The 13677-nt window shown below is 71.9% G+C and carries 8 protein-coding genes; 2 read left to right on the forward strand and 6 right to left on the reverse strand.

Annotated elements, in window-relative coordinates; all coding sequences use genetic code 11:
* Positions 1–24 precede the first annotated feature (24 nt).
* Positions 25–1950 (forward strand): sensor histidine kinase, encoded by a 1926-nt coding sequence (locus PUR53_RS44070; RefSeq protein WP_329912242.1) that lies wholly within the window; start codon positions 25–27, stop codon positions 1948–1950.
* Positions 1947–2639 (forward strand): response regulator transcription factor, encoded by a 693-nt coding sequence (locus PUR53_RS44075; RefSeq protein ID WP_329912243.1) that lies wholly within the window; start codon positions 1947–1949, stop codon positions 2637–2639. The genes PUR53_RS44070 and PUR53_RS44075 overlap by 4 nt, the downstream gene beginning before the upstream one ends.
* Positions 2640–2660: 21 nt before the next feature.
* Here PUR53_RS44075 and PUR53_RS44080 read toward each other — a convergent pair whose 3' ends face one another.
* The 6 genes from PUR53_RS44080 to PUR53_RS44105 all read right to left on the reverse strand — a co-directional run bounded on the left by PUR53_RS44080 (position 2661) and on the right by PUR53_RS44105 (position 13539).
* Positions 2661–3788: an ABC transporter ATP-binding protein gene (locus tag PUR53_RS44080; RefSeq protein WP_239754448.1), complete on the reverse strand. Its 1128-nt coding sequence runs from the start codon at positions 3786–3788 to the stop codon at positions 2661–2663.
* Positions 3781–5553 carry an ABC transporter permease gene (locus tag PUR53_RS44085; RefSeq protein WP_329912244.1) on the reverse strand — a complete coding sequence of 591 codons (1773 nt, stop codon included), beginning with the start codon at positions 5551–5553 and terminating at the stop codon, positions 3781–3783. The genes PUR53_RS44080 and PUR53_RS44085 overlap by 8 nt, the downstream gene beginning before the upstream one ends.
* Positions 5554–5602: 49 nt before the next feature.
* Positions 5603–6757, reverse strand: a complete 1155-nt coding sequence (locus PUR53_RS44090) for an ABC transporter substrate-binding protein (protein ID WP_329897249.1) — start codon at positions 6755–6757, stop codon at positions 5603–5605.
* A gap of 128 nt (positions 6758–6885) precedes the next feature.
* A complete protein-coding gene (locus PUR53_RS44095) occupies positions 6886–8355 on the reverse strand; it encodes a DUF6177 family protein (protein ID WP_329912245.1) in 1470 nt (489 codons plus the stop codon).
* Positions 8352–12437 (reverse strand): type VII secretion protein EccCa, encoded by a 4086-nt coding sequence (gene eccCa, locus PUR53_RS44100; RefSeq protein ID WP_329912246.1) that lies wholly within the window; start codon positions 12435–12437, stop codon positions 8352–8354. Before eccCa ends, PUR53_RS44095 begins: the two co-directional genes overlap by 4 nt.
* Positions 12438–12537: 100 nt before the next feature.
* Entirely contained in the window at positions 12538–13539 is a 1002-nt protein-coding gene (locus PUR53_RS44105; RefSeq protein ID WP_329912247.1) for a type VII secretion protein, read from the reverse strand.
* Between the last annotated feature and the right edge of the window lie 138 nt (positions 13540–13677).

The following is a 13677-nucleotide window of genomic DNA, read 5'->3' on the forward strand; positions in this document are numbered from 1 at the left end:
CGCGGGCTGGGCACGGCGGGCTGCGTGGCGACAGTGCCTGTGCACGGCTGGCTGGCTGAACGGATCGCCGTCACACCCCTGTACTGGTCCGACCTCGTGCTCGGCACGGTCTGGCCGCTGGTGGGCGCCGTCGTCGCCAGGGGCCGGCCGCGAAATCCCGTCTGCTGGCTGATGCTGCTGCCCGCGATGATCGGGCCGTACCACCTGCTGGCCTACTACGCCGGTTACAGCCGTCTGGTCGCCGCCGATCCCCTTCCCGGCTGGGAGGTGGGGGCCTGGGTCGGCTGCTGGGGCTTCGTCGGCTACTGGTTCGCCACACCCCTGGTGCCCTTGCTCTTCCCGTACGGCCGCCTGGAAACGGCGCCGCGACGGGCGTGCGCCTGGGCCGTCGTCACGGTCGCCGGGATCGGGACGCTGGCCACGATGCTCCGGCCCAGTGGCACCGACCCCGTCCCCGGTGTCCCCAATCCTCTCGGGATCGCGGGCTGGGAGTGGCTCCACGTCGTGATGTTCACCTGCGCCGCGGCCACCATGCTCGGCGGTACCCTCGCGGCCGCCGTTCTCCTCGTCCTGCGTACCCGAGCGGCGACCGGCGCCGAACGGGCCCAACTGCAGTGGCTGATGCTGGGCGGGCTGCTGATGGTGTTCTCCTTCTTCTCCCTCCTCCTGGACGATGTCGAGCAACCGGCTCTGGTCGGAGACCTCGTCATGCTGGTCGGGCTGCTCGGCCCGCCCGCGAGCGTGGCGGTCGCCATGCTGCGGCACGGACTGTTCGACGTGGAGCTCGTCCTCGGCCGCGCCATCGTCTTCACCCTCCTCAGCGCGCTCGTCCTGGGGGTGTACGCCGGGGTCGTCGCCGGTGCGCGACTGATCGCGCCCGGGTCCCTGACGGGGACCTGCCTGATCGCCTTCACCGCGCTGATCGCGGCCAACGGTCGCGGCACCGTCCAGGCGGCCGTGGACCGGACGCTGTTCGGGCACCGCCACGATCCGTACGCCGTCGTCGCCCACGTCGGCCGCCGAGTCGCTCCGGCCGGCGAGCCCGTGGAAGCCATGCAGCATCTCGTCGACGCCCTGCGGTCCGCGCTGCGGCTGCCCTACACGGCCTTCGACAGCCCCGCCGTGGCGACGGCCTCCGGCAGCCCGGTGGCCGGCGCGGGCTGGCGGTCCTTTCCCTGCCGGGCCCTGGGCCGCGAACTCGGTGTACTGCGCGTAGGGCGGCGCAGCGCCAACGACCCCTGGACGGCGAAGGAGCAGGCCGCGGTCGAAGAGGTCGCGGACCGCGCCGGAACACTCGCCTATGCCGCCGGTCTCGTCGAGGACATCGCCCGCAGCCGGTCACGCATCCTGTCGGTGCGCGAGGAGGAGAGGCGGCGGCTGCGCGCGGACCTCCACGACGGCATCGGCCCCTCCCTGGCGGGCACCGCCCTCCAGCTCGACGCCCTCGCCCGGCGCATCGACGACCCCCATCTCGCGGAATGCGTCAGGACGCTTCGGGACAGGCTTCGCTCCACCGTCACCGATCTGCGCACCGTGGTCCAAGGGCTCCGGCCCGCGGTCCTCGACCAGCTCGGGTTGCCCGGCGCCCTGCGGGAACTGCTGGCCGGATACGACACACCGGCCTGCCACAGCAGCATCGACGGCGCCTGCCACAGTCTGCCGGCCGCCGTCGAGGTCGCCGCCTACGCCATCGCCGCCGAGGCGGTCGCCAACGCCGTCAGGCACAGCGCCGCCGGCCGCCTCGAACTGACCGCCCGTATGGAGGACACCGTCTTGATCCTGTCGATCCGCGACAACGGGCGCGGTATTCCGCCCAAGCACAGGGCGGGTGTCGGACTCCACAGCATGAGGGAGCGCGCGGCCGAGGTCGGAGGCCGCCTCGACGTGACGACCGCGCCCGGCGAAGGCACCCTCGTACGGGCCGGCCTCCCGGTGGGGGAGCAGAGGTGAGCCACTCCGCCCCCGCCCCCGCCCCCGTCCCCGTCCCCGTCACGGTCCTCGTCGTCGACGACCATCCCGTCTTCCGGGCCGGAATGGCCACCGTCCTCGCCGATCTCCCGGATGTGACGGTCGTCGGTGAGGCGTCCGACGGCGCGGAAGCCGTCACCGCCGCCGACCGGCTGCGGCCGAGGATCGTGCTCATGGACCTGCGTATGCCGAACGTCAACGGGCTGGAGGCCACGGCCCGGATCACCACGGCCCATCCGGGGATCGCCGTGCTCATCCTGACCATGGACGAGGACGAGGACTCGGTCTTCGCCGCCCTGCGCGTCGGCGCACGGGGCTACCTGCTCAAGGAGTCGGACGGCGCCGACGTCCACCGCGCCCTGCTCGGTGTCGCCCGCGGCGAAGCGGTCTTCGGCCCGCGGATCGCCCAGCGCGTCCTGACCCACTTCGCCACCCCACCGGCCGCCCGGTCCGCCCTCCCCTTTCCTCACCTCACCGACCGCGAGCGCGAGACCCTCGACCTGATCTCCCGCGGCCTGGACAACGCGTCCATCGCCCGCCGCCTCTCCCTGTCCGAGAAGACCATCCGCAACCGGGTCAGCGACGTCCTGGCGAAACTGCACGCCCGGTCCCGCACGGAGGCGGCGGCTCTCGCGCGGGACGCGGGCCTGGGACACCCTCACCACTCGTAGGCTCCCCCCCCGGAGGGTCGGCTACGACGTCACCGTCAGCAAGTCCCGCTGGTCCTCCGGCAGTTCGACCTTGTCCGCGTAGAGCAGCGCGTGCCCCGGGTCGAAGACCAGGGCCACCTCGCCCGCCAGGCCGCCGTTGGCGCTCAGGACCTGGACCACCTGGTCGCCGAGGCGGACGTCGTACTCGTAGCGGGAGCCGACGTAGGAGCTGGTGATGACCTGGGTGTCGAGGCGGTTGACGCCCGCCGGCGTGTCCGTCGACGCCACGACCTCCAGGCGCTCGGGGCGGACCGCGACCGTGACGGAGTCGCCCGTCGGGACGCGCCGGTCGCTGTCGACCCGGACGACCTCACCGCTGGCGTCGAGGAGCACGGTGTGCCGGGTGCCGTCGACGCTCACGACCTTGCCGGTGAGGAAGTTGCAGCGGCCGACGAACGCGGCGACGGCGGGCGCGGCCGGCTTCTCGTAGATCTCGTGCGGCGTGCCGATCTGGATCATGTTGCCGCCCTCCATGACGGCGATCCGGTCGCTGAGCGCGAGTGCCTCGTCCTGGTCGTGGGTGACGTAGACGGTGGTGATGCCCAGCTCCTCCTGGAGCCGCTTCAGCCAGGCGCGGGCCTGCTCGCGGAGCTTGGCGTCCAGGTTGGACAGGGGCTCGTCGAGGAGCAGGACCGTCGGGGAGTAGACCAACGCCCGAGCCAGCGCGACGCGTTGCTGCTGGCCGCCGGAGAGCTGGTGGGGGTAGCGGCCGCTGAGCGCGGCGAGGCCCACCTTGTCCAGGGCGTCGTGGATCAACGTCCTCTGCTTGTCCTTGGGGACCTTGCGGATGTTGAGGGGGAGGGCCAGGTTCTTCGCGATGGTCATGTGCGGCCACAGCGCGTACGACTGGAAGACCATGCCGAGATTGCGCTCCTCGGGAGGGAGGAAGACCCCCGCTCCGGCGTCCACGAACGTCCGTCCGCCGACCGCGATCGAGCCCTCCGTCGGCTGCTCCAGCCCCGCTATGCAGTTCAGCGTCGTCGACTTGCCGCAGCCGCTCGCGCCGAGCAGCGTGAAGAACTCGCCGTCCTTGATGGTGAAGGTGACGTCCCGCAGGACGGAGTTGTCGCCGAAGGTCTTGGCGAGGTTCTTGACGGTCACCTCAGGCATGGTGCTTTCCCTTCATGAGCAGTCCAGCGAGTGCGACGAAGACCGCGGTGATGCCGATCTGGAGGGTGGCCAGCGCGGCGACGGATCCGGCCCTGCCCTGCGTCCAGAGACTGAGCATGGTGGTGCCGAGGATGTTGTTGTCGGCCGAGGAGAGGAAGACGGCCGGGGAGTACTCCTTGAGCATGATCACGAAGGTGAGGACGAGGGCTCCCGCGAACGCCGGTGTGATCAGAGCCCGCAGGACGCGGAAGAACGTCATCAGCCAGTCGGCGCCGGAGACCCGGGCCGCGTTGTCCAGCTCGCCGCCGAGCTGCATGATCGCCGGGGCGACCGAGCCGAACGCGCTGGGCAGGGCCCGCATGCCGAAGGCGATGATGACGGCGTAGATCGTGCCCTGGAGGACGGATCCCATCCCGAACGGGGCGAGCGCGAAGGCCCAGAAGAAGCCGATACCGATGATGATGCCGGGCAGGGACTGCGGGATGAGGGCCAGATACTCGACCGCCCGGCCGAAGCGGAACGTGGACCGCCGGGCCACCATCACCGCGAACACGGCGAGCGCGGACACGACCACCGAGCCGACCCCGGCCACGATCATGCTGTTGTAGAGCGACTGCACGTAGTTGTCGGAGTCGAAGACGATCTCGTAGTTCTTCGTCGTGACCGTCCTGAACGGCGACTGCAGCGGCGTGAAGACGAGCGTGAAGGACCGCATCACCAGGCCGGCGATCGGGATCAGGGCGCCGACGATCACGTAGAACCAGATGCACGCGATGCTGACCCACTTCAGCCAGCCCAGGTCCAGCTTGCGCGGCCGGGCGACCTTGCCGCGCACGGACACGAACCGCGCCGCGTCCTTCAGCAGCTTCGCCTGCACGGCGACCAGGCTCAGCGTGACCACGAGGATGACCGTGGAGGCCGCGCCCAGCATCGTGTAGTCGGGGTCCACCGACTGAAGTCCGTTGTGGTAGAGGAACGTTGAGAAGACGTCGATGCTGACCGGCTGGCCGTACAGCAGCGGCACGCTCAGCGTCTCGATGGAGACGGAGAAGACGAGGATCGCCGAGTACACGATCGGGGGCCGCAGCAGCGGCACGATCACCTGGGCGAGGATCCGGAAGGGACCCGCGCCGCAGACCTGGGCGGCGGATTCGAGCGAGGCGTCGGACTGCCTGAGCGCGTTGGCGCAGAAGACGTAGGCGATCGGGGCGAGCGCCACGGCCTCGGTGAGCGCCATGCCGGGGATCGAGTACAGGTTCCACGGCACCGAGCCGAAGAGCTGCTGCACCTTGACGCTGACGAACCCGGCCGGGCCGTACATGATGATCCAGCCGAAGCCCAGGATCAGCGACGAGATGAAGAACGGCCACTGCATGGCGAGGGCGATCAGCCGCCCGCCGGGTAGCTTCGTCCGTACGACCACGATGGCCATCGGGATGGCGATCGCCAGGCTCAGGACCGTCGTCAGCGAGGCGAACAGCAGGGTGTTCAGGGCGACTTCACCGAAGCCCGCCTTGGTGAAGAGGTCGGTGTAGCCGCTGAGGGTGAACGCCCCGCCCGCCTCGTAGAGCGGGCGGTTGCGGATGCTCTGGTAGAGCGTCGGGACGATCGGGGCCAGCACCAGCACGGCGAGGAACGCCAGGACCGCGTACTGGACGAGCGTGTCCCGTCCGATGCCGAAGGGGCGGCGGTAGCGCGGGGGTCGGAACGTCTCCGCGGGTGTCTCGTCCGCCGGTGTGCGGGGTGGCTGGGTGAGGGTTGACATCTGAGCTGACTCCGATCGTCCTTGAAAGCTGCCTGCCTACGGAGTCCGTCTACTTACGGAGTCCGTCGAAGCGCTCCAGCCAGGCCTCGGAGTCGTCCTTGGAGACCGCCTCGTACTTGACGTGGATGATGTTCTCCTCGCCGACCGCGTCCACGACCTCCTGGTAGGTGTGCAGGCCCTCGCCCTTCACACCGTCGCGGTACGAGGCGAGGCCGCCCTCGGCGACCGCGCGCTGACCCTCCTCGGAGAGGGCGAAGTCCATGAAGAGCTTCGAGGTCGCCGGGTGCGGCGCCTCGGCGGCGATGCCCATGCCGCGCGGCAGGACGACCGTGCCGTCCTTCGGGAAGACGATCTTCACCAGGCCGGCGCTGTCCTCGACGACCGGGTAGGCGGGGGAGGCGCTGATCAGGAAGCCGGCCGTGTACTCACCGGCGACGATCTTCTCCAGCTGGGTGCCGGAGGAGGTCTCCGGACGGGTCAGCGGAAGGATCTTCTCCAGGTCCTTCCACGCCTCCGGGTTGCCCTCGGTGAGCGCCCGCGTGACGGTGAAGCCGAACGAGCCCTCCGGGTCGCGGACCGTCACCTTGTTCTTGTACTTGCCCTCGTCGCCCGTCACGATCTCGGCGAAGTCCGTCAGGGTGGTCGGCGGGGTCTCCATCAGCGACGTGTTGTACGCGATCGTCATCGGGTCCTGCGACAGCGAGTACACGCTCGGCAGCAGCTCGGCGCTCGCGCCCAGCTCCTCCAGCTCCGGCGACTTGTACTCCAGGACCGTGCCCTTGCGGGCCGAGAAGTCCGACCAGGCGGTCGCCGCGCTGGAGATCAGCACGTCCGCCGGGGAGGAGCCGGCCGCGTTCTCGGAGAGGGTCTTCTGGAACAGCTCGTCGCTGTCCAGCTCGTTGACGGAGACCGTCTTGATGAAGTCGTACTTCTTCTTGAAGTCCCGGACGATCGGCGCCATGTTCTCGTCGCCGAGGTTGGAGTAGACGGTGAGTTTGCCGCCCTCCTTCTCGGCCGCCGCGATCAGGTCGGCGTAGTCCGCCGGGTAGTAGTCCGGCACCTTGCCCGCCGAGATCTTGTTCTCCGCCACCTTCGGCGCGTCGGTGTCGGCACCGCCGCAGGCGGCCAGGGTGCCGAGCGCGAGCGTCGCGGCGCACGCGGTGACGACGATGCGTCGGGTGCTGGTCTGGCTGGATCTGGCCATGGTTCTCCTCCTGGCGCGTGCCTGCTGGCAGCTGTTTCCGGGAGGTTAGGGACCCTGGTCAGGCCGGTAAATCCCTCACCCGTCAGAGCTCGTACTGCTCTTATTGGTCGTTGAGTTAGTGACGCGAGTCACCCTTGCTGGGCTGGGGTGACTGGCCGGGAATGATCGCTCCTGAGATGGGCCGTGAGCTGCTGGAGCCGTGCCCAGGAGGCGGGGTCCGTGCCGTCGCCGAGGGCGTAGTGCAGGGCCGGGCGGGACGTCGGGCCGAGGTGCCGCGCACGGACCTCCACCGGGGGGCGGCGGGCGTGGTCCAGGCCGATGGTGTGGACGTCGTCCGGGCCGAGCGTGAAGGCGTACGGGATCGGCGGGCCCTCCAGCCGGGGCGCGGTCGTCAGGTCGGCGCGGGCCACGCGCACCGAGGTCAGCATGGTCCGCAGACCGTGCTCCCGGACCAGGGTGTCGGCCAGCGCCTCGATCCGGTCCAGCGGCGGGTCCTCACCGGCCGCGTAGCCGATCGCGAGGACCGCGTCCTCCTCCACGCCCTTCGTCGTCCGCGTCACCCGGACCGTCGCCGTCGCCGGCCGGTCCGGTGTGCCGACCACGATCAGATGCGAGGGTTCGGGCGCCCGCTCCCGGGCGAGGTCGGTCAACTGCCGTGGCGACCAAGGGAGGTTGACCGGCTCCGCCGTGCCCCAGCCCGCCGGCGCCGTGCCCGTCAGCGCCTTCCAGGCCGCCTCCAGGGCACCGCCCAGCAACAGGTGCTCGTCGGCCCTGTGCACCGTACGGAGAGCGACGACCAACTGCCGGCCGGGCGGCTCCTCGGCGGCGTTCCGCGACGCGGTGTCGGCCGGGTTTTCCGCGGAGCCCTCCGCCGCGCGTGTGAACGCGGCCGCCACCGCCGCCGTCCCGTCCTCCGCGAGCGAGGGTGAGAACGCGCCGTCCCGCCAGCGCAGCACCGCCCCCGACAACCCGTCGTAGTACCCGCACTCCGGGTCCTGGACGACCCAGCGGTTGGGGACGCGCGCCAGCGTCGTCCGGGCGGCGGGGCTCAGGCGTACGCCACGCGGCGTGACGATCTGCAGGGACCGCCGGGACACCGCCGCCGTCCGCATGATCTCCGCGAGCCAACTGGTCAGCGCCACCACCGGCCGGTCGATGAGGACCACGGCCGCGTTGTCCGTCACCACGTCCACGGCGGGCTGCCCCGACCCCGCCGACGGCACGGCGGACACGTCGACCACCTGCGTGCTCGCCGCCCCGGCAGGCCAGGTCGCGCCGCCCAGCAGGGCGTTGAGCCGCCCGCACACCACCCCCGCGAGCCGCTCCGCCTCCGGGACGGCCGTGGACGCCCGCGCCTCCGTCCACCAGAACGGGACCTCCATGGCCTGCCCGAGCAGCCGCTCCGCCTCACCGGGCACCTGGACCAGCACCGGCGACTCCACGGACACCAGCGGGCGGCCACCGGGCCCGTGCAACTGGACGACCGCGCCCTCGGCCGCCGCCGACAGGTCCAGGTCGGAGCCACCGGCGTACAGACTCGTCATGAGGGCCCACACATCCGGCATCTTCGGGGTGAGGGCGATGACGTCCTTGGTCACGGGCGGTCGCCCTCCTCGCTGTCGAGTGCGGTGTCGTGTGCGGTGCTGTCGCGTGCGGTGTCGCGTGGGCTGTCGTGTGCGGTGCTGTCGAGTGCGGTCTGGATCAGCTGGTGGGGCCGGCCCCGGCGGACCAGCGTGCCCCGCCCGGCCGGCTGCGCCGAGGCGTACAGGCCGGGGAAGAGCTGGCCCTCGCTGCGCTCGCCGGTCATCAGCAGCGCGGCCGTACCGGTCTCGCGGAGGGTCTGCAGCAGCGGCTCGTACATCGCCCGGGAGGCGCCCGCCACCCGCCGTGTGATCACGAAGTGCAGCCCGATGTCCTGCGCCGACGACACATACGGCAGGAACGGCGCCAGCGGCTGCTGCCCGGCGGTGGTGAGGATGTCGTAGTCGTCGACCAGGATCACGATCCGCGGGCCCTTGAACGCGGGCTCGTCCGTCAGCGCGTCCGGATCGGCGCTCTCGGGCATCCGCTTCTCCAGCTCGTTCGCGATCCCGCTCGACAGCCCCGCCGCGAGCTTCGCGTTGTGCGCGTAACCGCCCCGGTACGGCTCCGGGATCACACCCCGCAGGCCGCGCCTCGGGTCGAACACGCCGAAGACCAGCTCCTCGTCCGAGTACCGTTCCACGAGCCGCGCCGCGACCAGCTTCAGCAGGTTCGTCTTGCCGCACTCGTTGTCGCCGAGGATCAGCAGATGCTGGTCCGAGCCGAACAGGTCCAGCAGCGCGGGCGCCAGGGCGTCCTGGTCGACCCCGATCGGCACCCGGTGCGGCTCGGCGACCACCGACGGCAGCCGGTCCGACGCCAGCCGGGTCGGCAACACCCTTACGGGCGCGGCCAGTTCGCCGTGCCAGGTGGAGCGGATCGTGCGGGCCGCGTCCTCCAGCGTCGGGGCGAGATCACCCGTCGACGGCCGCCCGTCGAGGCGGGGGAGGGCCGCCTGCGCGAACAGCTTGCCGTCGGTCAGGACACGTCCCGGGGTGTCCGGCGACAGCGTCTCGGAGAGCTTGCGGTCCACGCTCGAATCGCTCGGGTCGTTGAGCCGCAGCTCCACCCGCGTCCCGAACATCGACTGCGTCGCGATCCGTACGTCGTTCCAGCGGAGCATGCCCCCGACGACATGGATGCCGTAGCCGCCACCGCGTTTGAGCAGCTCCACGACCGTGTCGTCCAGCTCGGCGAACTCGTCGCGCAGCGCGCCGAACCCGTCGATGAGCAGGACGATGTCGGTGGAGCCCAGCTCCCGCAGCCTGCCCTGGGCGCGCAGCCGCCGCAGCTGGTCCACCGAATCGATCCCGTGCTCGCGGAACAGTTCCTCCCGCTCGACCAGCATGGTCCGCACCTCGGCGACCGTCCGCGCGGCCCGCTCCCGGTCGGCCCGCCCCGCGATCCCGCCGACGTGCGGCAGCCCGGAGAGCGCGGAGAGTCCGCCGCCGACCAGGTCCAGTCCGTAGATGCCGACCTCGGCGGGCGTGTGCGTGGTGGCCAGCGACAGCGCGAGGGTCCGCAGCAGCGTCGTCTTGCCGGACTGCGGGCCGCCGATCACCGCCGCGTGCCCGCCCGCGACCGTCAGATCGAGCACCCAGTTCCCCTGCCACTGCTTCGCCGGGTCGTCCAGCACCCCGAGCGGCACCCGCAAGGGGCCTTCCCCGGTGGCCAGGCGCAGCCCGCGCTCGTCCACCCGTACGGGTCCGGCCGCCGCGTCCAGCGTGATCGCGTCCGGCAGCGGCGGCAGCCAGATCCGCCGCACCGGCCGCGCGGCGGCGGCCAGTTGGTCCACCATCACCGACATCACGGTCGGCCCGGTCTCCCGCTTCGTCGCCTTCGGCTCCTCGGCGGCCTCACCGGCGGCGGGCGCACCGCCGAGCGTGTTGTACGTCGGATACGGCCAGGCCAGCGGCGTGTCGTCCTCCTGCGCCACCAGCGCCGGACCCCGGTACGCGCCCGACACATAGCCCGCCTTGAACCGCTCGTACGTCGACGTGTCCACCTTCAGATAGCCGAAGCCCGGCAGCGGCGGAAGATGGAAGGCGTCGGTGGTGTCGAGGACGGTCCGCGACTCGTCGGCGGAGAAGGTGCGCAGCCCCAGCCGGTACGACAGATAGGTGTCCAGCCCCTTCAGCTTGCCGCCCTCGATGCGCTGGCTGGACAGCAGCAGATGCACGCCGATGGACCGGCCGATGCGCCCGATGGACAGGAACAGGTCGATGAAGTCCGGCTTGGCGGTGAGGAGTTCACCGAACTCGTCGATCACCACGAAGAGGTGCGGGAGCGGGTCCAGGTCGGGGCGCCGGGTGGCGCGCAGGGCGGCGTAGTGCCCGATGTCGGCCACGTTCCCCGCGTCCTTCAGCACCTGCTGGCGCCGCTTGACCTCGCCGGCGAGGCTGGAGTGCACGCGCTCGACGAGGCCGGCCTGGTTCTCCAGGTTGGTGATCACCCCGGCCACGTGCGGGAGTTCGGTGAACGGGGCGAAGGTCGCGCCGCCCTTGTAGTCGACCAGGACGAGCGCCAGGTCCTCGGGGGAGTGGGTGGCGGCCAGCGCCAGCACGAGGGTGCGCAGCAGCTCGCTCTTGCCGGAGCCGGTCGCGCCGACGCACAGCCCGTGCGGGCCCATGCCCAGCTCCGAGGACTCCTTGAGGTCGAGCAGCACCGGCTCATGACGGTCCGTCACCCCGATGGGTACCCGCAGGAACTCGCGGTCACCGCGCGGCGCCCAGAGGTCGTGCAGGTTCAGCAGGGCCGGGTCGTCGATGCCGAGCAGGCCCGGGAAGTCGACGGGGCCGGTGACCGGGGTGCCCTCGGCGGCCGACTCCGCGGACAGCCGGAGCGGCGCGAGCAGCCGGGCGAGGCCCTCGGCACCGGCGGCGGTGACCTGGTCGCAGGTGCCGTGCGCGGGCGGGACGGCGGTGGGGGCCCCGATCGCCGAGGGGTCCGGAGCGCGCAGGTCCTCCACCACGACCTGCTCGCCCCGCACGGTGATCCGCACCGACACCTGATCGGGCTCGTGCACCTGCTCCGCCAGCAGGTGCAGCACGGTGACGCCCATGTCCGCGAGTCCCACCGCCGTGTCGGGGCGCGGCAGTTCGGCGGCCGTCTCCCCGTACTCGTCGCTGACGACGAGCATGCGGGACGCCAGCCCGAGCGCCTTGCGGTCGGCGAGCCCTCGCCGGACCTCCGCCGCGTACGACGCGCGCCGGCCCAGCTCGTGGCGGAAGTGCCGGGCCAGCTGCGGCAGGCTCGCCGCGATCCGGCGGGCCGCCACCGGACCGTCGTGCTCCTGCGCGTCCAGCACGTGCGGCAGCCACTTGGCCCACTCCCAGTCCGCCAGCCGCTCGCCCGGCACGCCGAGCGCCACGGCCACGTCGTCGGGCGCGTGTGAGACGGCGACCTGGACGAGGAGCGCGCGGGCCACCCGCAGCACGCCCTCCCGGTCGCCGACCACGCTGACGTTGCCCGCGCGGTCCAACGGCACTGTGATCGGGCAGTCGTTGGCCACCGAGTAGCGGGCCAGCAGCGCCCGCGCCTCGTTCAGCATGAACGGGTCCGGCGGGGTCATCACCCCGCCCTGGTTCTGCCCGATGGCCAGGTTCGCCACCGGCACGTCACCTGTGCCGACGCGCACCCGCAGGAAGTCCACATCCTGCCGCCGTCGCTCCCACAGCCGGGCGGGGGCGCGCACCAGGTCGTACAGTGCCTCCGGCGGCGGATTCAGCACCCGCGCGAGCGCCCGCCGCTCCCGCTCCTCCGCCCCGAACTCCTCGCGCAGCTCCTCCAGATACTCCAGGTACCGCTCACGCTGCGTACGCCGGGTGCGCTGGGCCTTGCCGCGCTGGGAGAGAAAGAGGGCGACCGCTCCGAGCAGCGCGATGACCAGCACCATCGCGCCGATGGCCGCGAACTGGCTGTTGCGGATCACGGTCATCATCACGACCGAGCCCATGACTCCGGCCATCGGCAGCAGCGCCGTGGCCGCCGTCCCCGCCTTGCCCTCCGGGAGGTTCGGCGGCGGCTCGATCGTCCGGGCCCCGGCGGCACCGAGCGGCCGAGTGCTCCGAGCGGGCCGGTGAATCAACTCCTGGGTCACGAACGGACCCCTTCTTCTCCATACGGGCGGGCGGTGCGTCGGCGATGGCTGGGGCTGGAGCCGTGGCTGCGGTGGTGACGGCCGTGGTGGCTGTCGTGGCTCATCGCATCCTCACCGCGCGGGTCATCGCCTCCGCCGCCAGCGTGATCGCCGCCGCGCGGGTCTCCCGGCCCAGCAGGGCGGTGCGGATCGGGCCGCCCTGGGCGAGGTGGCGGTCGTAGGGGACGGTGACGACATGGACGCCGGACTCCTTGAGGTGGGCGACGGCCGTGGCGCGGTCCAGCGTGACGTCGGGGGAGTTGGCGGTCAACGCGACGACGGTCGAGGAGAGCGCGGAGTGCGGCAACTGGCCGAGCCAGTCCAGGACCTGGCGGGTGCCGTTGACGCCCTCGGCGGTCATCGGCGCGACGACCACACGCGCGTGGGCGGTGTCCATCGCGGTACGGGCCACCTCGCCCGGCAGGGTCTCGCAGTCCACGACGGTCACCGCGAAGTAGCGGCGCAGCGCGAGGGTCACGGTGCGGTACGTACGGATGTCGAGCGGGGCCCCGACGCGGCCCTGGCTGGCGGGCAGCAGCCAGCCGCCGTCGGCCACCGGCACCAGGTACCCGGTGACATCGGTGAGCTGCATGGCCGGGTTGAGGATCCGCGCGAGGTCGGCCGCCGCCCAGCGCACCGAGTCGGCGCCCATCCGCACCGGCAGGGTGCCGAGCGCGGCGTCGGCCTCCAGGGTCAGCACCGGGTCGTGGCGGTAGTGGTTGAACGTCCGTCCCAGCAGTGCGGCCATGGTCGACTTCCCCACCCCGCCGCGGATCGACGTCACCGCGATGACGCGCCCGGTGGTCACCGGCTGCTGCAACTCCCGCGCGATCCGCGTCTCCTCGGCGACGTCCTGCGCGGCCGACCCCGCCAGCTTCCGAATGGACCGCCCCGTCCGCCGAGCCACGGACTCCCCGTGCTGCGGCCGCCCGAGCGCATGCGCGAGCCGCGGATCGATGGTGGGCACGGAATCGGGGGCGTGCAGGGGGGTCTGCGGCGAGTGGCCGTGCCGCGGGGCGGGCGCCGAGGGGGTGTCGGAGGGCGCGGGCGCCGGGGGGTTCACGGGCGATCCGGGCCGAGGGGTGCTTGCGGGGGGCCCGGGCTGAGCCGCATCACCGGCCCACCCCGGCTCACCGGGCGACGTCTCAACCGGCGGCTGTGCGAAGCGAGTTGCCTGCCCGGGCGGCTGGGCGGAGGGAGC

The sequence above is a fragment of the Streptomyces sp. SP18BB07 genome (assembly GCF_036322545.1).
GTDB classification, from domain to species: Bacteria; Actinomycetota; Actinomycetes; order Streptomycetales; family Streptomycetaceae; genus Streptomyces; species Streptomyces deccanensis.